Annotated in this window: 19 protein-coding genes; 10 read left to right on the top strand and 9 right to left on the bottom strand. The window is 62.2% G+C overall.

Annotated elements, in window-relative coordinates; genetic code table 11:
• Positions 1-2: 2 nt before the first annotated feature.
• Positions 3-797, bottom strand: coding sequence for a 2-(1,2-epoxy-1,2-dihydrophenyl)acetyl-CoA isomerase PaaG (paaG, locus tag V6590_RS07040; protein ID WP_335421312.1), 795 nt, complete (start codon positions 795-797; stop codon positions 3-5).
• A 118-nt stretch (positions 798-915) separates the two neighbouring features.
• Here paaG and paaN point away from each other — a divergent pair, with 118 nt between their 5' ends.
• The 7 genes from paaN to V6590_RS07005 all read left to right on the top strand — a co-directional run bounded on the left by paaN (position 916) and on the right by V6590_RS07005 (position 9,057).
• Positions 916-2,562: a phenylacetic acid degradation protein PaaN gene (gene paaN / locus V6590_RS07035; protein WP_335421310.1), complete on the top strand. Its 1,647-nt coding sequence runs from the start codon at positions 916-918 to the stop codon at positions 2,560-2,562.
• A 35-nt stretch (positions 2,563-2,597) separates the two neighbouring features.
• The gene (locus V6590_RS07030) at positions 2,598-3,734 is read left to right on the top strand and encodes an ABC transporter substrate-binding protein (RefSeq protein ID WP_335421308.1); all 1,137 of its coding nucleotides are present in this window, start codon (positions 2,598-2,600) and stop codon (positions 3,732-3,734) included.
• Between the two features lie 87 nt (positions 3,735-3,821).
• Positions 3,822-4,694, top strand: a complete 873-nt coding sequence (locus V6590_RS07025) for a branched-chain amino acid ABC transporter permease (RefSeq protein WP_335421306.1) — start codon at positions 3,822-3,824, stop codon at positions 4,692-4,694.
• 3 nt (positions 4,695-4,697) lie between these two features.
• The gene (locus tag V6590_RS07020; RefSeq protein WP_335421304.1) at positions 4,698-5,654 is read left to right on the top strand and encodes a branched-chain amino acid ABC transporter permease; all 957 of its coding nucleotides are present in this window, start codon (positions 4,698-4,700) and stop codon (positions 5,652-5,654) included.
• The gene (locus V6590_RS07015; RefSeq protein ID WP_335421302.1) at positions 5,651-6,430 is read left to right on the top strand and encodes an ABC transporter ATP-binding protein; all 780 of its coding nucleotides are present in this window, start codon (positions 5,651-5,653) and stop codon (positions 6,428-6,430) included. The genes V6590_RS07020 and V6590_RS07015 overlap by 4 nt, the downstream gene beginning before the upstream one ends.
• On the top strand, positions 6,417-7,118 hold the full coding sequence (locus V6590_RS07010; protein WP_335421299.1) for an ABC transporter ATP-binding protein: 702 nt from the start codon (positions 6,417-6,419) through the stop codon (positions 7,116-7,118). Before V6590_RS07015 ends, V6590_RS07010 begins: the two co-directional genes overlap by 14 nt.
• A gap of 1 nt (position 7,119) precedes the next feature.
• Positions 7,120-9,057 (top strand): 3-hydroxyacyl-CoA dehydrogenase NAD-binding domain-containing protein, encoded by a 1,938-nt coding sequence (locus tag V6590_RS07005; RefSeq protein ID WP_335421297.1) that lies wholly within the window; start codon positions 7,120-7,122, stop codon positions 9,055-9,057.
• Between the two features lie 21 nt (positions 9,058-9,078).
• Here the strand turns inward: V6590_RS07005 and V6590_RS07000 are convergent, their stop codons facing one another.
• The gene (locus V6590_RS07000) at positions 9,079-10,182 is read right to left on the bottom strand and encodes a calcium-binding protein (protein ID WP_335421295.1); all 1,104 of its coding nucleotides are present in this window, start codon (positions 10,180-10,182) and stop codon (positions 9,079-9,081) included.
• Between the two features lie 311 nt (positions 10,183-10,493).
• Here V6590_RS07000 and rpsO point away from each other — a divergent pair, with 311 nt between their 5' ends.
• From rpsO to pnp, 3 genes are all read left to right on the top strand, one after another.
• Positions 10,494-10,763 carry a 30S ribosomal protein S15 gene (gene rpsO, locus V6590_RS06995; protein WP_335421293.1) on the top strand — a complete coding sequence of 90 codons (270 nt, stop codon included), beginning with the start codon at positions 10,494-10,496 and terminating at the stop codon, positions 10,761-10,763.
• A 152-nt stretch (positions 10,764-10,915) separates the two neighbouring features.
• A complete protein-coding gene (locus V6590_RS06990) occupies positions 10,916-11,644 on the top strand; it encodes a sterol desaturase family protein (protein ID WP_335421291.1) in 729 nt (242 codons plus the stop codon).
• A 223-nt stretch (positions 11,645-11,867) separates the two neighbouring features.
• Complete coding sequence (gene pnp, locus V6590_RS06985) at positions 11,868-14,018, top strand: polyribonucleotide nucleotidyltransferase (protein WP_335421289.1); 2,151 nt, start codon at positions 11,868-11,870, stop codon at positions 14,016-14,018.
• Positions 14,019-14,134: 116 nt separating this feature from the next.
• Here pnp and V6590_RS06980 read toward each other — a convergent pair whose 3' ends face one another.
• From V6590_RS06980 to V6590_RS06950, 7 genes are all read right to left on the bottom strand, one after another.
• Positions 14,135-14,485, bottom strand: coding sequence for a DUF5368 domain-containing protein (locus tag V6590_RS06980; RefSeq protein WP_335421287.1), 351 nt, complete (start codon positions 14,483-14,485; stop codon positions 14,135-14,137).
• Positions 14,486-14,495: 10 nt separating this feature from the next.
• Positions 14,496-15,839, bottom strand: coding sequence for an NAD(P)/FAD-dependent oxidoreductase (locus V6590_RS06975; protein WP_335421286.1), 1,344 nt, complete (start codon positions 15,837-15,839; stop codon positions 14,496-14,498).
• Positions 15,840-16,006: 167 nt separating this feature from the next.
• Positions 16,007-16,444, bottom strand: a complete 438-nt coding sequence (locus V6590_RS06970; RefSeq protein WP_335421284.1) for a hypothetical protein — start codon at positions 16,442-16,444, stop codon at positions 16,007-16,009.
• Between the two features lie 26 nt (positions 16,445-16,470).
• Entirely contained in the window at positions 16,471-17,448 is a 978-nt protein-coding gene (locus V6590_RS06965) for an SLAC1 anion channel family protein (protein ID WP_335421282.1), read from the bottom strand.
• An 83-nt stretch (positions 17,449-17,531) separates the two neighbouring features.
• Positions 17,532-17,672: a cytochrome bd-I oxidase subunit CydX gene (gene cydX, locus V6590_RS06960; RefSeq protein WP_335421280.1), complete on the bottom strand. Its 141-nt coding sequence runs from the start codon at positions 17,670-17,672 to the stop codon at positions 17,532-17,534.
• A 14-nt stretch (positions 17,673-17,686) separates the two neighbouring features.
• Entirely contained in the window at positions 17,687-18,850 is a 1,164-nt protein-coding gene (cydB, locus tag V6590_RS06955) for a cytochrome d ubiquinol oxidase subunit II (RefSeq protein WP_335421279.1), read from the bottom strand.
• 5 nt (positions 18,851-18,855) lie between these two features.
• A complete protein-coding gene (locus V6590_RS06950; RefSeq protein ID WP_335421276.1) occupies positions 18,856-20,466 on the bottom strand; it encodes a cytochrome ubiquinol oxidase subunit I in 1,611 nt (536 codons plus the stop codon).
• Positions 20,467-20,539 lie beyond the last annotated feature (73 nt).

Here is a 20,539-nt window from a genome sequence, read left to right as displayed (position 1 = left end):
TTTCATTGCCCACGGAACTCCGGCTTGCGTTTTTCCAGAAAGGCCGTCACCCCTTCGGCATAATCGGCGCTGCGGCCTGCAATCTGCTGGCAATCGCGCTCCATATCCAGCTGCGCATCAAGGCTGTTGGTCGCGGCGGCCTGAATCAGCCGCTTGGTCAGCCCCAATCCCAAGGTCGGCCCTGCGGCAAGGCTGCGGGCCAGCGTCTGAGCTTCGGGCATCAGTGCATCATCGTCCAGTGCCTGCCAGATCATGCCCCAATCGGCAGCGCGTTCAGCTGTGATCGGTTCTGCCGTCAGAGCCAGGGCCTTGGCGCGGGGTTCCCCCAGAATGCGCGCAAGGCTCCAGCTGCCGCCTGCATCAGGCACCAGCCCAATCTTCGCAAAGGCCTGAATGAACCTGGCCGATTTTGCCGCCAGCACGATATCACAGGCCAATGCGATATTGGCCCCGGCGCCTGCAGCCACGCCATTCACCGCGCAAACCACCGGTTTTTCCAGATCGCGGATCAGCCGCAGGTTGGGATTGTAGAACGTCTCGAGCGTGCGGCCCAGATCAGGCGCCGGGCCACCCTTGCGCGGATCACGATCGCCCAGATCCTGCCCGGCACAAAAACCCCGCCCCGATCCGGTGATCAGAACTGCCCGCACCGCCGCATCATCGCGCGCGCGCTCAAGCCCGGCGCGAAAGGCAAGGTGCATCTCTTCGTTGAAAGAATTCAGCTTGTCAGGGCGGTTCAGAACCAGCGTCAGCACACCATCGGCCAGCGCCGACAGCACGGTTTCCGGGTTGGACATTTTTCTCTCCCTTGCCGCGCCGGATTTGCGCGGGCCTCGCAGAATCTTGTTGCATAAGCCGACCGGTCGGTCAATGATAAAGCCAAGCCGGGGGGGGAGCCCGGCTGGGAGGCTTAGCATGACAGACCTGTTCAACCGCCACCGCGCGCTGCTGGACCGTGCGCTTACGGCCCTGCAGACCCGTGAATATTGGGCACCTTTCCCCGAGGTTCCCAGTGGCAAGATTTACGGCGAAACTGCCAAGGCCGAGGGCGATGCCGCCTTTTCCGCGCTATTGGGCCAGCCCTTCGCGCTGCCCGGTCATCCCGAATCGGCCCGGCTGGGATCAGAGCAATCCCCCTTCGGACCGGCGATTCGCATAACCTATCCGGCGGCGGAACCTGCGGCGCTGATCGCGGCGGCGCAGACCGCCGCCCCGGCGCTGGCGGCAGCCACGCCCGAAACGCGGGTGGGGATCTGCCTTGAGGCCCTGATACGCCTGAATAGCCACAGCTTTCTGATGGCCAATGCCACAATGCACAGCACCGGACAGGCCTTTGCCATGGCCTTTCAGGCCGGTGGGCCCCATGCGCAGGATCGGGGATTGGAAGCCGTGGCCCTGGCCTATGCCGAGATGACCCGCTTTGCCGCCGTCGCCCGCTGGGAAAAGCCGCAGGGCAAGGCCGCGCCCATTGTGCTGGAAAAGCACTGGGCGCTGGTTCCTGCCGGGATCGCGCTGACCATCGGCTGCAACACCTTCCCGACATGGAACAGCTATCCTGGCCTATTTGCCAGCCTGGCCACCGGCAACCCGGTGATCGTGAAACCCCATCCTGCGGCGATCCTGCCGCTGGCGCTGACCGTGCGGGTACTGCGCGAGGTATTGACGGAAGCCGACCTGCCCGCCGATGCCGTCCTGCTGGCGGTCGATGCCCCCGGGGCCGAGGTGACACAGCAGCTGGCCACTGATCCTGCGGTCAAGCTGGTGGATTATACCGGGTCGTCGGCCTTTGGGGCATGGCTGCGGGGCAAGGCACGCCAGGCGCATCTGTTCACCGAAGAAGCCGGGGTGAATACCGTGACCATTGCGGCGACGGATGATTTCGCTGGCATGTGCGCAAATCTGGCGTTCTCGCTATCCCTCTATTCCGGGCAGATGTGCACCGCGCCCCAAACCATCTTCGTGCCTCAGGGCGGCATCGACACCGATCAGGGGCATCGCAGCTTTGACGAGGTTGCACAGGCGCTGGCCGATGCCATTGATGCGCTGCTGGCCGATCCGGGCCGCGCCGCCGGGATTGCCGGGGCCATTGCCAACCCGGCAACCCTCGCACGGCTTGAGGCGATGGGCAGCAAAGGCCGGGTGATCCGTGCCTCGGCCCCACTTGGCGACGGCCGGACCGCATCGCCAATGCTGCTGGCGGTCGAAGCGGACGATCCGATCTCGGAAGAGGAGTGTTTCGGCCCGATTACCCTTATCGCCGCCTGCGATACCGCCGATGATGCGATCAGCCGCGCCGCCGCACTGGCCCGCGCCAAAGGCGCGATCACGGCAGCCCTTTACGATACTGACGAGAGCCGCATCACCCGTGCCATCGCCGCCTTCACCGCAGCGGGGGTGAACCTGTCGATCAACCTGACCGGCAATATCTACGTCAACCAATCCGCCGCCTTCAGTGACTTTCACGTCACCGGCGTGAACCCGGCGGGCACTGCCTGCCTGACCGACCCCGCCTTCATTGCCCCCCGCTTTCGCCGCGTGATGTGGCGTCGACCGGCGGCATGATCCTGTCCACCTGTCATTCCTTGGAGGAGAAGCGAATGAAACTGACCACGACTGCCCTTGTCACCCTGGCCAGCCTTGGCCTTGCCCTGCCCGCGCTGGCCGAAATCAGGATCGGCGCCACGCTTTCGGCCACCGGTCCGGCCTCTTTCCTGGGCGATCCAGAGGCCAAGACGCTGGAAATGCTGGTGGAGGAAGTCAACACCGCCGGTGGCATCAACGGCGAACAGATCGAACTGGTGATGTATGACGATGGCGGCGACCCGAACAAGGCGCGCACCTTCGCCACCCGCCTGGTCGAGGATGACGAGGTTGTGGCCATCATCGGCGGCACCACCACCGGCACGACCATGTCGATCATCCCGGTGGCCGAGGATAATGAAATCCCGTTCATCTCGCTGGCCGGGGCTGTGGATATCATCGAACCGGTGAAGCCCTTCACCTTCAAGACCCCACATACCGACCGCATGGCCTGCCAGAAGATCTTTGAAGACATGCAGGCCCGCAGCATCACCAAAATCGGCCTGATCGCCGGGACTGACGGTTTTGGCGCGTCGATGCAGGCGCAGTGCAAGGGCGTTGTGGGCAATTACGGGATCGAGATCGTCGCCGAGGAAACCTACGATCCCAAGGATGCCGACATGACCCCGCAGCTGACCAATATCAAGAATACCGATGGGGTGCAGGCGGTGCTGAACACCGGCTTTGGTCAGGGCCCGTCGATCGTGACGCGCAACTATGCCCAGCTGGCCGTGGGCCTGCCGCTGTACCAATCGCATGGCGTTGCCTCGAAAAGCTATATCGAACTGGCCGGGGCCGAGGCTGCCGAAGGCGTGCGCCTGCCCGCCGCCGCCCTGCTGGTGGCCGATCTGCTGCCTGACAGCGACCCGCAAAAACCGGTGGTGATCGGCTATCGCGACAGTTTCCAGGCAAAGACCGGTGCGCCGGTGTCCACCTTTGGCGGCCATGCCTATGATGCCTTCATGATCCTGAAAGCCGCTCTGGAAAAGGCCGGGGCTGAACCGGTGGCGATCCGCGATGCGATCCGCGAAACCAAGGGCTATGTCGGCACTGGCGGCATCGTGAACCTGAGCGCTGAGGATCACCTCGGCCTTGATCTGTCTGCCTTCAAGATGCTGGAAATCAAGGGCGGCGACTGGACCATCGTTCAGTAACCCCTGTCGGGGCCGCGCGCATCGCGGCCCCGTTCTGACCAGAGGCACGGCGCCCCCGTGCCCCCCACTCTGACGGAGCGCGCCCGCATGTCGGAACTCATGCAATTCCTCTTTTCGGGGGTGACGGTCGGTGCAGTTTACGCATTGGTCGCCCTCGGCTTCACCATCATCTACAACGCATCCGACGTGGTGAATTTCGCGCAAGGCGAATTTGTCATGCTGGGCGGGATGATCACCGTCTTTGCATTTGCCGCCGGCTTGCCACTGCCTTTGGCCGCGCTGATCGCCATTCTGGTGACGGCAGCGCTTGGCGTGGCACTGAACAAGCTGGCAATCGAACCCGCCCGCGGGGCACCGGTCGTGTCGCTCATCATCATCACGATCGGGGCGTCGATCTTCATTCGCGGCGGGGCGCAGCTTGTGTTCGACAAGCAGATCCATCGCTTTCCGGCCTTTACCGGCGACGATCCGCTGCATCTGCTGGGCGCGACGATCCTGCCGCAAAGCCTGTGGGTGATCGGCGGTGCGCTGGTCGTGTTTGCGGGCCTGTTCGTGTTCTTCACCAAGACCTTGCTGGGCAAGGCCGTGCTGGCCACGTCGAACAACCGGTTGGCGGCGCAGCTTGTGGGTATCAATACCGATTTCGTGATGACGCTGTCCTTTGCGCTTTCGGCCGCCATCGGCGCGCTGGCCGGGGTGCTGGTCACACCGATCACGCTTACATCCTACGATGTCGGCATCGCGCTCGCGCTCAAGGGCTTTGCCGGGGCCATGCTGGGCGGCATGGGCAATCCCAAGGGCGCACTGGTCGGCGGGATTCTTCTGGGCCTGATCGAGGCGCTGACCGCTGGATACATCAGCAGCCAATACAAGGACGCCGCCGCCTTCATCATCATTCTGGCCGTGCTGTTCGTGATGCCTCAAGGCCTGTTTGACCGCAAATCGACGGATCGGGTGTAAGCCATGAAACTGACCGCCAAATCCGCCACATTGCTGACCCTTGCAATCCTGATCGCCCTGTCGCCGCTGTTCTTCCCTTCGGGCTATTACTACCGCGTCGGGGCGCTGATCTTCGTCAATGCCATCGCGGTGACCGGACTGGTCATCCTGATCGGTTATGCCGGGCAGGTCAGTCTGGGCCATGCCGGTTTCGCCGGGATCGGGGCCTATGCCTGCGCGCTGGCGCCGATGCATCTGGGCCTGCACCCGGCCCTGGCAGCCATCGCGGGCGCCGCCATTTCGGGCGCTCTGGCCTGGCTGGTGGGCCGACCGATCCTGCGGCTGAAAGGGCATTACCTGGCCGTGGCCAGCCTAGGTTTCGGGGTTCTGATTTCCATGGTTCTGAACAATGAACGCGACCTGACCGGCGGCCCCGATGGTATGGAAGTGCCCGATCTGGGTCTGCGTGGCCTGCTGAAGGACTGGGGGCTGCCGCTGTCCAACGGCGAGTTCTGGTACGCGTTCTGTGGCATCGCCCTGCTGATCGGGGCCTGGCTGGCGCTGAACCTGCACAACAGCCCCACAGGGCGCACGTTGCGCGCGGTGCACGGGTCCGAAATCGCGGCCAAGGTGGTTGGCGTCGATGTGCCGCGGGCCAAGTTGTCGGCCTTTGTGATCTCGGCTGTCTATGCCTCGGTTTCCGGGTCGCTGCTGGCGCTGCAGAACAAGTTCGTGACCCCCGATATTGCGGGCTTCATGCATTCGGTCGAACTGGTCACCATGGCGGTGCTGGGCGGAGTGGGGTCAGTTCTGGGCGCGATCTTCGGCGCAGGTATCCTGACGCTTCTGCCGCAGGCGCTGACTGTCTTTGCCGAATATGAACAACTGGTGCTGGGCCTTGTCATGGTTCTGGTGATGATCTTCCTGCGCGAAGGGCTGCTGCCGTCGATCCTGCGCAAACTCCGGGGGGCGGGCGAATGACCGAACTTCTGTCCATCGAAGGGCTGGGGATCAGCTTTGGCGGGCTGAAAGCCGTGAACGATGTCAGCTTTGCCGTAAAGCCGGGCGAGATCACGTCGGTGATCGGGCCGAATGGCGCGGGCAAGACCACGCTGTTCAACATGATTTCCGGGGTTTACATGCCCGGAAGCGGCACCGTGCGGCTTTTGGGCGACGATGTGACCGGGCTTTCCCCGCATCTTCTGGCCCGTCGCGGCATGAGCCGGACCTTCCAGAACCTGCAGATTTTCCAGACGATGACCGTGCTGGAAAACGCCATCGCAGGGTTCCATCTGCAAGAGCGCGGCCCGGTGCTGGCCGATCTTCTGGGCCTGCCATCGTCAAGGGCGCGCGCGCGCAAGGCCGAGGTCGGTGCGCGTGCCCTGTTGGCCCGGGTCGGACTGGAGCGCGCGGCCGAACGCGAGGCGGGCAGCCTGTCCTATGGCAGTCTCAAACGGCTGGAGATTGCCAGGGCGCTGGCGCTGAACCCCAGGGTTCTGCTGCTGGATGAACCCGCCGCCGGCTGCAATGCCGTCGAAACCGAAGAAATCGATCATCTGATTGCCGAAGTTGCCGCTTCTGGCGTGGCGATCCTGCTGGTCGAACATGACATGAAGATGGTCATGCGAATTTCCAATCATATCGTCGTGCTGGACCATGGCGAAAAGATCGCCGAAGGCGATCCCGCCACTGTCAGCCGCAACCCCGCCGTCATCGCGGCCTATCTGGGAACGGAGGCAGATCATGCTCAGCATTGAGGGGCTGCGGTCCCGCTATGGCCGGATCGAGGTGCTGCATGGCATCGACCTGCATGTCGATAGCGGCGAGATTGTCACCGTCGTCGGCGCAAACGGCGCGGGCAAGACCACGCTGCTGCGCTGCCTGTCAGGGGTGCAGCCAGTATCGGGCGGCAGCATCACCTTCCGGGGCGAAATGCTGACACAGGTGCCCGCTTACAAGCGGGTAAAGCGCGGGTTGGCACAATCGCCAGAAGGGCGGCAGATCTTCACCAATCTGACAGTCGAGGAAAACCTGCGCCTTGGCGCCTTTCTGTTCAGCGATGACCGGGTGGATCGTGACATGGAAGATGCCTTCCAGATGTTCCCGATCCTGAAGGAAAAGCGCAATCTGGCGGCAGGCGGCCTTTCGGGCGGGCAACAGCAGATGCTGGCGATGGCCCGCGCGCTGATGGGGCGGCCGTCCTGTCTTTTGCTCGACGAACCCTCCATGGGATTGGCCCCCATCATCGTTTCGCAGATTTTCGAGGTGGTGAAGGGCCTTAAGGCGCTGAATGTCACCGTCCTTCTTGTGGAACAGAACGCCTTTGGCGCGTTGAAGATTGCGGATCGTGGCTATGTGATGGAAACCGGTCGCATCAGCATGTCTGGCGCGGCGGAAGATCTGATCGCCGATCCGCGCATCCGCGAAGCCTATCTGGGGATCTGAAATGACCGTCACCACCCTGTCGCGCCAAGGCGCCATCGCCATTGTCACCGTGAACAATCCGCCGGTGAACGCGCTGTCGCAAGCCCTGCGCCAAGGGCTGTGGGATGCAGTCGCCACCTGCGATGCCGACCCGGATATCCGCGCGGTCGTCTTGATCTGTGCCGGGCGAACCTTCATCGCCGGGGCCGATGTCAGCGAATTCGGCAAACCGCCGATGGAGCCGCACCTACCTGATCTGGTCAACCGGATCGAGGCGGCGGCCAAGCCCTGGGTGGCGGCCATCCATGGCTCGGCGCTTGGCGGCGGGTTCGAAGTGGCTATGGGTTGCCGCTTCCGCGCGGCGTTGGATACGGCGTCGGTCGGTCTGCCCGAGGTGGGGCTGGGTATCGTTCCGGGGGCCTCGGGCACGGTGCGCACCCCGCGCCTTGCGGGCGTTGCCGCAGCGGTCGAACTGGTGACCACGGGCAAACCGCTGGGCGCAGCCAAGGCACAGTCAATGGGCCTTCTGGATGCCGTGGTGACCGGCGATTTGCTGCAAGGTGCGCTGGATTTTACGCTGACCGCGCTGGAGCAGCCTTTGCCACTGCCCATATCCGAACGCCCGGTTGCGGCCCCTGCCCCGGAATTCTGGGCGGAACAGCAAACAGCAATCGCCCGCCGCGCCAAGGGCGAAGCCGCGCCATTGCGCGCGCTGGACTGTTTGCGCAAGGCAACCGAGGCACCCTTTGCCGAAGCCTTGGCTTTTGAACGCGCCACATTCCTTGATCTGCGCGGATCGGAACAGGCGGCGGCGCTGCGCCATGTCTTCTTTGCCGAACGCGCCGCCCCGCGCCCGGCCCATCTGGCCGGGGTGCCTCCCCTGCCACTGCGCCATACGGGCGTGATCGGTGGCGGCACGATGGGCGCGGGCATTGCTGCTGCGCTGCGCGATGCGGACCTGCCGGTCGTGCTGATCGAACGCGATGCCGAGGCACTTGCCCGTGGGGTTGCCAATCTGCGCAGCATTTTCGACGCGGCCGTAAAACGCGGACGGCTGACCGCCGATCAGGCCGAGGCCCGCATGGCAGGCATCACCCCCAGCACCGATTATGCCGCCCTGTCAGACACCGATCTGGTGATCGAAGCGGTGTTCGAAGACCTGTCGGTCAAACACGCCGTGTTCGATGCGCTTGGCCGCTTCTGCCGAAGCGATGCAGTGCTGGCCACAAATACCAGCTATCTGGACCCCCGCCGGATTGCCGAAGGCCTGCCCAATCCCGCGCGGTTCATCGGGCTGCATTTCTTCAGCCCGGCCAATGTGATGAAGCTTCTGGAAATCGTGCCGGTTCCCGAGACTGCGCCCGAAGTTCTGGCCACAGGGTTTGCCTTGGGCCGCGCGCTTGGCAAGATCCCGGTTCAGGCCGGTATTTGCGAAGGCTTCATCGGGAATCGCATCCTGAAGCGCTATCGGATGGCGGCTGAGTCCCTGCTGCGGAAGGGCGTGACCATTGCCAAAATCGATGCCGCCATGCGCAGCTATGGCTTTGCCATGGGACCGTTCGAGGCGCAGGATCTGGGCGGGCTTGATATCGCCTTCCTCCAGCGCGAGGCTGCAAGGGCGTCTGGGCAAGATGTGCCGGAAACGCTGGGTGATCTGCTGGTGCGCGCGGGGCGCAAGGGGCAGAAAACCGGTGCTGGCTGGTATGATTATGCGCCGGGCGACCGCACTCCGCGACCGTCAGATGCAGTGGCAAAGCTGCTGGCAGATCGGATCATGCCGACTGCCGCTCCTACGGACATAGCGGCGTATCTCGTGGCCGAGATGGCTGCCGAGGGTCAGGCGATTCTGGCCGACGGTATTGCCCGAAATGCCGCCGATATCGATCTGGTGAAAATTCACGGTTACGGCTTTCCGCGCTGGCGCGGAGGTCCGATGTTTGCCAGCGGAACCCGGGGCTGATCGCCCCGGGAATGCGCTGCCTCAAGCGGCGACCAGCCTGATATCCTCGACCGACAGATCGGCGGCGTCCTGCACCATCGCCAGCGGCATGCCATCCAGCAGCAGTTCCACGTCATTGCTGCCTTCAATCCGGTTCACTGTCAGAACCGGATCAGGATGGTTTTCCGGGTCATAGACAACCTCGATCCGGTCCTGATCGGGGTTGTAATCCATGATCCGGGCGGCATCGCCTTCTTCAAGCCAGTCGCCCAATTGGAACAGATCGGAACCTTCGCCACCGTCAACAAAATCACGGGCACCGACCACTATGGTATCGTTGCCATTCCCACCGTTGAGGAAGTCGACATCATCATCGTCTTCGCCGTCAACATGGCCGAGCAGAAGGTCCCTGCCGTCATTGCCGAACAGGTTATCGGTGCCGTCCCCACCCCTCATGGTGTCATTGCCCGTGCCACCGTCGATTTCGTCGTCTCCACTCCCCCCGAACAGGCGATCACGGAACTGGCCACCCAGCAAAGTATCGTTCCCAGCCGCCCCAAACAGGCTGTCATTGCCGCCTTGCCCCGCCAAGAGATCATGACCTCCGTCGCCATACAGCGAATCACGACCGTCTTCGCCCTGCAGGTCATCGTCAGAGCTACCGCCATGCAAAGCGTCCGCCCCCTCACCGCCATAGATATAGTCAACACCGCGCCCGCCATAGGCTGTGTCATTGCCATCACGGCCAAAAATTTGGTCCAGGCCACCAAGCCCATAGAACAAATCGTTGCCATTTCCGCCCTGCAACACGTCACGTCCGTTTGTTCCCCGGATCGGATCAGGTGCCGGCTCTGCCTCAGACGTGGCCGGGCGCGCTGTTGAAGCGCCACCCTGGTCCGCAGAAGCCCCGCCCTTTTGCGGCGCTATCGTAGCGGCAGGCTCGGGTTCGGCGGTTCCATCATCCTGCGCAGCGTCATCCGGATCATCCAGCAAATCGCCGGTCGGTGCCTGTTCGGTGTCTTCTTCCGCCTCCGGGGCGTCATCCTCGCCTTCCGAAGTCTCGCCATCGCGCGACGATCCTGACATCATAGCGTCCAGCATCAAACCTGCGCTCAGCGCACCCAGCAATCCGATCAGTCCCAGCATCGCAACACTCCACCATCATCTTCCCCACCGAGGGCCGCGTTAACCATTTTTCCGCCAACCTCATGGAACAGAAGACGTTTTTCCCTGCGGATCATGGCACAAAAACGGCAGCAGCACCATGGCATCGCGAAGATTGAATGGCATTTGAACCAATCTCCGCGCAAGGTGGCAAGCATATTCCTTCTTCCATTCGTCGTGAAGCTGCCGTATACGCCGCCATCCCTGCACCGACTCGTGGGCAGGATATCAAGGGCCCTGCTGGACGACATCCCGGCTTGCGCCGTCACGCCAACCCTGAAAAGGAGATCCCGATGTCGATCACCGTGGAAGAAAAAGCCCGTCTGATCAAGGAATATGCAACCAAGGAAGGCGACACCGGTTCGCCCGAAGTTCAGGTTGCCATCCTGTCGTCGCGCATCGCGACGCTGACCGAACATTTCAAGACCCACAAGAAAGACAACCACTCGCGTCGCGGTCTGCTGATGCTGGTGGCTCAGCGCCGCAAGCTGCTGGACTATCTGAAGGCCAAGGACGAGGGGCGCTATGCGACCCTGATTTCGCGCCTGAGCCTGCGCCGCTGATCCGGCACGACGCCGAATTCCTGCAACGCCCGCAGCCCAGCTGCGGGCGTTTTGCTTTGGCCTGCTGCGGGCCTTGATGAAGCTGACGCCACGTTTCACTTGCGGGATGGCTGCACCCGTCCATTCTGGATGGACATGTGCGGAGACACCCGATGATCCCGACCCTGCGCGTTCTGATGAATATGGGCAGCCTGCAGAGGCTGTTCCCCTTGTGGCTTGCGGCTTTGGTGGCCATGGTTGTCTGGTGGACGCCGTGGTTCCTGCTGGCGCTGGCCTATGGCATCGTGCTGCAGTTGTTTGTCGAATATGTCATGCACCGCTTCCTGCTGCATCGCAAACCACCGACCGAACAGGGATTGTTCAACGACTTGTATCGCAGCCACATCGGCCATCACGAATTTCCGGCTGACCCGGAATTCTTTACCGGCGGTGACAACTGGTATGCTCTGCGCTTTGGTCTGATCTCGGTCGCGCTGCACACGCTGCTGCTCTGGCCGGTGCTGGGGCTGGGCGCTGCGGCCCTTGGGTCATTTGTGGCGCTGTTCCTTGGTTCGGTTTCGGCCTTTGCCTTTTACGAATACTGCCACACTCTGGCACATCTGAATGTCAGCAAAGGCTGGTTCGGGCAGAAAATCACCCGCGACCATCTGGCCCATCATTATCAGGATCACCATACGACCTTTCACGTCAGCGCTGGCGCGGGCTGGATCGACTGGCTGTTTGGCACGGCCCCCGACGCCGAAGCGGCCCGTGCCCGCTATGACCGCCGCACGATCCTCAGCCTTGGCATGGACCCCGATGATCTGCGTCTGGTGACGGCCCGCAAGGCCTGGGGTCTGCCGCCACGGCCCGGAATGAAACGGGTTCAGCCGGGCGAATGAAACGCTCGCCCTTTACGCGACAAGCTGGAATCTGCTGTGTCATCGGGATGGTGTGCTGTCCGTCCCCCTTCCCAAACCCGCTGTTTTCCTGTATGGCCCCGCCATCTGAGACGTGAGGCCAGCCCCCGGCCGCATGCACAAGGATGGGGGGCGGGCGGCAATGGGGCCGCCATTTAACGGGAGACACGGGATGGGCCCGTGCAGGCTCCCATGAGGATGATAGATGTTCCATATCACGAAAAAGTCGATCCAGTGGGGCGGTGAAACGCTGACTCTGGAAACCGGCAAGGTTGCGCGTCAGGCGGATGGCTCGGTTATTGCCACGCTGGGCGAAACCAGCGTCATGGCCAACGTGACCTTCGCCAAGCAGGCGAAGCCGGGTCAGGACTTCTTCCCGCTGACCGTGCATTACCAGGAAAAATACTATGCCGCCGGAAAGATTCCGGGCGGTTTCTTCAAGCGCGAGGCGCGTCCGTCGGAAAAGGAAACACTGGTTTCCCGCCTGATCGACCGTCCCTGCCGCCCGCTGTTCGTGGAAGGCTTCAAGAACGAAGTGCTGGTCATGGCCACCGTTCTGTCCTGCGATCTGGTGAATGACCCCGATATCGTTGCGATGATCGCCGCCTCGGCCGCGCTGACCATTTCGGGCGTGCCGTTCATGGGCCCGATCGGTGCGGCGCGTGTCGGCTTTGCCGATGGCAACTATGTGCTGAACCCGGCCATGGATGACATGACCCAGCTGCGTTCGAAACCCGAACAGCGTCTGGATCTGGTCGTCGCCGGCACCAAGACCGCCGTGATGATGGTGGAATCCGAAGCCTATGAACTGACCGAAGCCGAAATGCTGGGCGCGGTGAAGTTCGGCCATGACGCCATGCAGCCGGTGATCGACCTGATCATCGACTTTGCGGAACTGTCGGCCAAGGAACCCTTCGACTTCTCGCCGCCCGATATCTCGGACCTCTATGGCCGGGTGAAGGCTGCGGGCGAAGCGCAGATGCGCGCCGCCTTCGCGATCCGCGACAAGCAGGATCGCACCAACGCGATTTCCGCCGCCGTTTCGGCGATCAAGGATGCGCTGTCGGACGAAGACAAGGCTGACATCAACCTGGGTTCGGCCATCAAGAAGCTGGAATCGTCGATCCTGCGCGGCGACGTGGTGACCAACGGCGTCCGTATCGACGGCCGCGACACCAAGACCGTGCGCCCGATCGTCTGCGAAACCGGCATCCTGCCGCGCGCCCATGGTTCGGCCCTGTTCACCCGTGGCGAAACCCAGGGTCTGGTTGTGACCACGCTGGGCACGGGCGAAGATGAACAGATCATCGACGCGCTGAATGGCAATACCCGTTCGAACTTCCTGCTGCATTACAACTTCCCCCCCTATTCGGTGGGCGAAGTGGGCCGCGTGGGTTCGCCCGGTCGCCGCGAAATCGGCCATGGCAAGCTGGCATGGCGTGCGCTGCAGGCCGTGCTGCCGGCTCCGACCGATTTCCCCTATACGATCCGCGTCGTGTCCGAGATCACCGAATCGAACGGGTCGTCTTCGATGGCTTCCGTCTGCGGTGGCTCGCTGTCGATGATGGATGCGGGCGTGCCGCTGAAGGCGCCGGTCGCCGGTGTGGCCATGGGCCTGATCCTGGAAGATGACGGCAAATGGGCCGTGCTGACCGACATTCTGGGCGACGAGGATCACCTCGGCGACATGGACTTCAAGGTCGCGGGCACCGAGAACGGCATCACCTCGCTGCAGATGGACATCAAGGTCGCGGGCATCACACCCGAGATCATGGAACAGGCGCTGGCGCAGGCAAAGGATGGCCGCATGCACATCCTGTCCGAGATGAACAAGGCGCTGTCGGCCCCGCAGGGCTTCAGCGAATACGCGCCCAAGATCGAAACGCTGAGCATCCCGACCGACAAGATCCGCGAAGTGATCGGTTCAGGCGGCAAGGTGATCCGCGAGATCGTGGAAGTTTCGGGCGCCAAGGTCGATATCAATGATGACGGCGTGATCAAGATCGCGTCGAACTCGGCCGAGGCGATCAAGAAGGCCTATGACATGATCTGGTCGATCGTGGCAGAGCCGGAAGAAGGCCAGATCTACACCGGCAAGGTGGTGAAGCTGGTCGATTTCGGGGCTTTCGTGAACTTCTTCGGCAAGCGCGATGGTCTGGTGCATGTGTCGCAGATCGCCAACAAGCGGCTGAACCACCCGAACGAACTGCTGAAAGAAGGGCAGGAAGTGAAGGTGAAACTTCTGGGCTTTGATGATCGCGGCAAGGTGCGCCTGGGCATGAAGATGGTCGATCAGGAAACCGGCGAGGAAATCGCGCCCGAAAAGAAAGAGCGCGAAGAAGCCGCCGAAGGCTGAGCCGCCCTATTCCGCCAATGACAAAGGCCCCGGTGGAAACACCGGGGCCTTTCTGGTTCATGTGGCACAGATGGGATCGGGCAACCGTCAGGCATGACCGAAGCCTGTCGGCGCAATCAGGCCTTCCGGAGGCGGAACAGCGATTGGGCCGTATAGACAAGGATCGCCGCGCCAATGGCCCCCATCACGGCAACCCCCAGCAGAACGATCACATCAATCGGCCCGCCAATGTCACGCAAATGCGAATGGGTCATGGCCTGCACGAACAGAACCGCCGCAACCGCGCCAAAGGGCATGGACAGCTGCGCCATCAGAAACTTGCGCATCGACATCGACCGGTCGCGGATCAGCACATAGACATAGGCCGCTGTCACGATCAGGGCGGCCACGACCATGGTCCAGAACAGACCGCGCCCGAAGATTTCCTCGAAGACCGCGATCAGGGTTTCCAGTGTCAGTTCCTTCATCGCATCCTCCTCAGGCTTTGCCGCGCAGCATTGCGTTATAGGTGGCTTTCAGCGCCACTTCCTTCATCAGCCAGCTGATCCACAGCTCTTCCAGTGGCGCGATCATGCCCGGGAACGACGGAACAAGATTGTTGTTATAGTCGAATTCCACCAGCATCGCGCGGCCAACCCGGGTGATCAGCGGGCAGGATGTGTAGCCGTCATAGGTTTCGGTCCCTTCGCGGCCCTGAATGGCGGCGATCAGGTGATCCTCGACCACCGGCACCATCCATTTGACCGAGGCCGCCGTCTTGCCCTTGGGCACGCCCGCCACATCGCCAAGCGCAAAGATTTCCGGGTAACGCAGGTGGCGCAGGGTTTTCTGATCGACTTCAACCCAGCCTTGATCCGTCCATTTGTCAGCCCAGGACAGGCCAGATTGGCGGATCACCTCGGGCGCGCGCTGCGGCGGAATGACATGCAGGTAATCATAGGCCAGCTCGACCGTCGATTTCACCTTGGCCTTGGTGGTGGCGTCGATTTCTGTCTTTTCAAAGGTCGCGCGTTTCTGGCCCGGTTCGATGGACAGCAGCTTGTGCTGCATATGTGTCGTAAATCCCCGCTCGCCGAACAGCATCCGCACCTTCTCGGCCACGATGGGCACAGAAAACAGCGCGGGCTGGGGTGCAGCATAGTGGATTTCATATTTGCCCGCAGCGCCCCCGCGGCTGGCGATATCGTCAATCAGGAAGGTGTGCTTCAACGGCGCACCGGCACATTTCATTTCGGTTGCAGGGCGGGTGAACAGGCCGACGCCACCTTCTTCGGTGAATTTCCGGGCGGCGTCCCATGTCTTTGCGGCATAGGCAGGCCCGGCATACAGCGCACCGATCCCGTTCTGCCCCACCATATCGAGCGAGAAGCCGGGGATCGCATCATGATCCAGCACAAGGCCGGGGGCCACGATCAGAAAATCGTATGGCAGGCTTTTGCCGCCCGAGGTGGCCACCGTCTTTGCCACCGGATCAATGGCAGCAGCATATTCGGCCACCAGCGTGATGCCCGAGGGCAGCCAGTCGGTCGTTTGCGACACGGTATAGGAGGCAGGCTTCAACCCGGCCGCCACCAGCGACAGGCCGGGCTGATACAGATGTTCGGCACGGGCATCGACGATGGTGATCTGCGCGCCGTCCAGCCGCTGAACCAGCCGGTTGACCAGCGCAGTTCCGGCGGCACCCGCGCCAATGATGACAATCCGCGCCTTGGTGGCGATGGCATCGGCCCGAACGGGCAAGCCCAGGCTGGCCGCTGCCAGACCCGCTGCACCAAGGCCCAGAAAGGCGCGACGCGATGCCGCAAGACCGGTCAGGCTCATGTGTTCCTCCCTCTGGAATATCTGGTATCTCTGCCATGTCTTTCGGTCTGGCAGTTTGATCTGGATCAAACAAATTCCATTATTCGAATTTGTTTGTGGAATTTGCGGCTGACTTCTTGGGGTGGCCTTCGCCAAACGACCCGCTCGACAAAGGCCGCGCTACGCGATCAGAAGCTGAGCAGGCTGGTGCCCGGTGCGACGATTGCGGCCCCCATGGCATCGGGTGCGGCGGCGGTCACCCCTTCCAGCAGGATCGACGGATCGGCCTTCTTGCCCGGCAGGTAGATGGCACAGACCTGCACCTTCAGACCGTTCTTTTGCATCATCATCTTCATCAGACCCTGCGGGCTTGCATCCTTGGGCGGCTGGCCGGTGGTTGCACTGGCCGGGGCCTCCTTCAACGCGATGTCACCCGCCGGACCGCAGAGCAACATCTCGGCTTTGGCACCTGCAGCCATGGCGTTCATGGTCAGAACCATCGCCATCAACTGGGTCTGCGGTTCGGGTGCCGTCAGGATGGTGACAAGCTTGTTGGGCCCCTCAGCCTGGGCTGCAGTGCCAAGGCACAGGCCAAAGGCGAGGGCAGACAGAATTTTCTCACGCATGGTGGTCTCCGATGTTCAGGTTGGGATCATTCAGGCAGGCAGATCGCGCCTGCCCGTATTGCCAGTGCCGTGCGCAGGATCAGCCCCGCCACGACAGCCACCAGCAGGGCAAGAAGGCCCGCACCGATCAGGCGATGTGCCGCCGATCCCGCCGCCCCGGCATAGCCGAAGCTGGCGATGGTCAGGGCGGCCAGGGGAAATGACAGCGCCCACCACGACAGGGCAAAAGGGATGCGGCGGAACCGGTTCACCTGCGTGGCCACGATCAGCGCGAAGACATAGGCGACCGACAGCAGGAAATGGCCAAAGGCACCGACCTCACCGCTCAGCCGCAACCATGCCGTAAAGGCGACGGCGGGCGGCGCCACAAGGATCATCAGCGTGGGCACCATCTTGCCGGGCAGCGGATCGTGAAACATCAGCCGGTTCATCACCAGGGTCAGCAGCACGACCCATAAAATCAGCCCACCGGACAGGAACAGCCAGGACAATTCACCATAACCCAGCCGCGCACCGGCAAGCGGCACCACCACGTTTCCGACAGCTGGGATGAACCATGCGGGTGTCAGTTGACCGGCCTGAAAGGCGCGATGGCCGATCCACGCGCTGATGACCGACAGCGCAAGCACGCCTTGCAACACGGTGCCGAACAGCCAGATCAGATGCGCGACCCGTGGCAAAGGTTCCAGCAGTGCCGTCGCAAGCAGCAGCAGGGAAATGGATATCGCCGGGAAAAAGGCTATGCGCACCGGGTGGTTCCATTCGGCGCGGATTTCGGCGGGATGCCACAGCGCCTTGGCCGCATACCCGATGGCAACGGCCAGCAGCATCCCCGCAGACAGGATCAGGGCAGCGGTCGAGGCCCGATCGCTCAGGGTGAAAGCATGTTCCGCTGCCCGGAGGGCAAGCGTCAGCCCCATCATCCCCATGCCGATGGCGAAGAACGTGACAGGGTAATGGGCCAGCCGCGACAGGGCTGCCGGTCGGGTTTCGGCGACAGTCATTTTTCAGGTCCGATCTGGATCAGCGGGAAGGGATCGGCAAGGCGGCGAAACGCAGCCACCTTGCCGACAGGGACGCAGGACTATCAGCCCCGCGCGGGACGCGCCGGTGTGGGGCCGTCGCGGTTCAGAAGCTTTTCGTCTTCCTTCAGTTCCAGCCACATCGCGTTCATCACGGCGAAGATGGCAGCCAGCGGAAGGCCAAGAATCCAGGCGAAATACCACATGATTTTCAGTTCCTTCAGTAAACGGAATGGGAGTTTTCGGTGACATCGGCCTCGGTCACCTTGCCCCACAGCACGCGATACACCCATGCCGTATAGGCCAGGATCAGCGGCATGAAGATCACCGTGACCACCAGCATGATGAACAAGGTCAGATGCGAGGAGGAACTGTTCCAGACGGTCAGCGAAGATTGCGGATCGCTGGACGAAGGCATGATGAACGGGAACATCGTCAACCCGACCGAAGAGATCACCCCAAGGATCGCCATCTTGGAAAACAGCAGCGTGGAAACTTCGCGCCCCGCCCGCAGCCCCAGAAAGGTCAGCACCCCGCCAAGAATACCCATCATCGGTGCCAGCGCGATCCACGGACGATCTGCATAGGCCGTCAGCCAGGTTGCCGTGCGCTCCACCTCGAAATGCAGCGGGTTCGACGGGCCTCCGGTGACATAATCGCCGACGATCCGATACCCTTCGATCCCGAATGCCATCCAGACCCCGGCCAGAGCATAGGCCAGAACCGCCACCAGCGCCGCGACGGATCCGATGGCGCGGGCGCGGGTTTGCACCGGGCCTTCGGTCTTCAGCGACAGCCACGCCCCGCCGTGCATCACCAGCATGGAAAGGGACACCACTCCTGCCAGGATCGAGAAGGGGTCAAGCAGACCGATGAACTTGGTGTACCACGCGCCTTCGTAGATCGTGTGCAGATCGTCGGTGAAGTGGAAGGGCACGCCCTGGATCACGTTTCCAACTGCTACGCCGAAGAGCAGGGCAGGCACGGCACCGCTGCCAAACAGCGCCCAATCCCAGGCATTGCGCCAGCGCGGGTCATCCCGCTTCGACCGATACTTGAATGCCACCGGTCGCACGATGAAGGCGGCAAGCACGACGAACATCGCCAGATAGAAGCCAGAGAAGCTGACCGCATATAGCGGCGGCCATGCAGCAAAGATCGCCCCCCCGCCCAGAATGAACCAGACCTGGTTGCCTTCCCAGACCGGGCCGACGGTGTTGATCGCGATGCGCCGTTCGGTATCGGTCTTGCCGACAAAGGGGATCAGCGCGCCAACACCCATGTCAAACCCGTCGGTCAGAGCAAAACCGATCAGAAGCACCCCAAGCAGCAGCCACCAGACGATACGGAGGAATTCATAGCTGAGAAGTTCATGCAGGATCATGATTGTTACTCCGCCGGCATGGCGATGGCGTCGGCATTGCGCCGCCCGGCCAGCCGGTCATTGTGACGTTGCACCCAGGCCTCGGTTTCGGCGACGTCCTGGAAGGGGCCTTTGCGGATGTATTTCAGCATCAGGCCCATCTCGCTGATGAACAGGATGGTGTAGAAGGTGATGAACCCGGCCAAAGTCAGCGCCACTTCGGTAATTGACAGGGCGCTGACCGACATGGCGGTCGGCAGCACACCATCCACCGTCCAGGGCTGGCGGCCGAATTCGGCCACGAACCAACCCATTTCAGCCGCGATCCACGGTGCGGGGATCATCCAGACCGCCAGATGCAGCGCCCAGCGGGGATAGCGCATCTGCCGGAACGAAGCTCGCCAGAAGAAATAGGCCATGGTCGCGATGAAGCCGAACCCCAACCCGACCATGATGCGGAAGGCCCAGAACAGTGGCGCCACCTGCGGCACGGTATCATTCGATGCGGCAACGATCTGCGCTTCGGTCGCCTGCCGCGGATCATCCACATACTTCTTCAGCAGGAAGGCAAAGCCCAGGTCGGCGGAATGTGCTTCGAACGCGGCGGAGATTGCCGGATCGGCAGCTTCGCGCATCTCGCGGATATGCATCAGCGCGTCATAGGCGATGAGGCCCGAACGGATCCGGCTTTCTGCCTGCGCGACCAGATCGTTGATCCCCGGGATTTCTGTAGTCAGCGACCGGGTGCCGATCAGACCCATCGCCCAGGGGATTTCGATGGCATAATGCGTCTCGCGCGCCTCTTGGTCCGGAAAGCCGATCAGATTGAACGGCGCGGGGGCGGGATGGGTTTCCCACATCGCCTCGATCGCGGCGAGCTTCATCTTCTGGCTATGGGTGGCCGAATAGCCGGATTCGTCCCCCAGCAGCACGACCGAAAACGCCGAAGCAAGGCCGAATGCCGCAGCCACCGTGATCGACCGGCGGGCCAGTTCGACATGGCGATCCTTCAGCAGATACCAAGCCGATACCCCGATGACGAAAACCGCCGCCGTCACATAGCCGGCAGAGACGGTATGCACGAATTTAGCCTGCGCGACCTCGTTGAACAGAACGGCAAAGAAATCCGTCATCTCCATCCGCATGGTCATCGGGTTGAATTCTGCGCCGACCGGATTTTGCATCCAGCCATTCGCAATCAGAATCCACAGCGCCGAAAAGTTCGACCCGATGGCCACGAGCCAGGCCACGCTCAGATGCGCTACCTTTGACAGCTTGTCCCAACCGAAGAAGAACAGGCCGACAAACGTGGCCTCCAGGAAGAAGGCCATCAGCCCCTCGATGGCCAGCGGTGCGCCGAAGATGTCGCCGACATAATGGCTGTAGTAGCTCCAGTTCATCCCGAACTGGAACTCCATCGTGATGCCGGTCGCCACGCCCAGAACAAAGTTGATCCCGAACAGCGTGCCCCAGAATTTCGTCATCTGCCGCCAGATGGGGCGGTTGGTCATGACATAGACAGTCTCCATGATCGCGACGAGGATCGACAGACCCAGCGTCAACGGCACGAAGAGGAAGTGGTACATGGCTGTCATGGCGAATTGCAGCCGCGACAGCTCGACGATCCCGAATTCCATGGTTTCTTGCTCCAGTTATCGGTCGGCGCCCCGGGCCGGCACGAATTCCAATAATCGAATACTTCGGGGTAAA

The sequence above is a fragment of the Gemmobacter denitrificans genome, from assembly GCF_036964905.1.
In the GTDB taxonomy this organism is placed as follows: domain Bacteria; phylum Pseudomonadota; class Alphaproteobacteria; order Rhodobacterales; family Rhodobacteraceae; genus Gemmobacter; species Gemmobacter denitrificans.
Note: the sequence above shows the minus strand (reverse complement) of the source record. Positions and strands in the feature narration are given on the sequence as shown.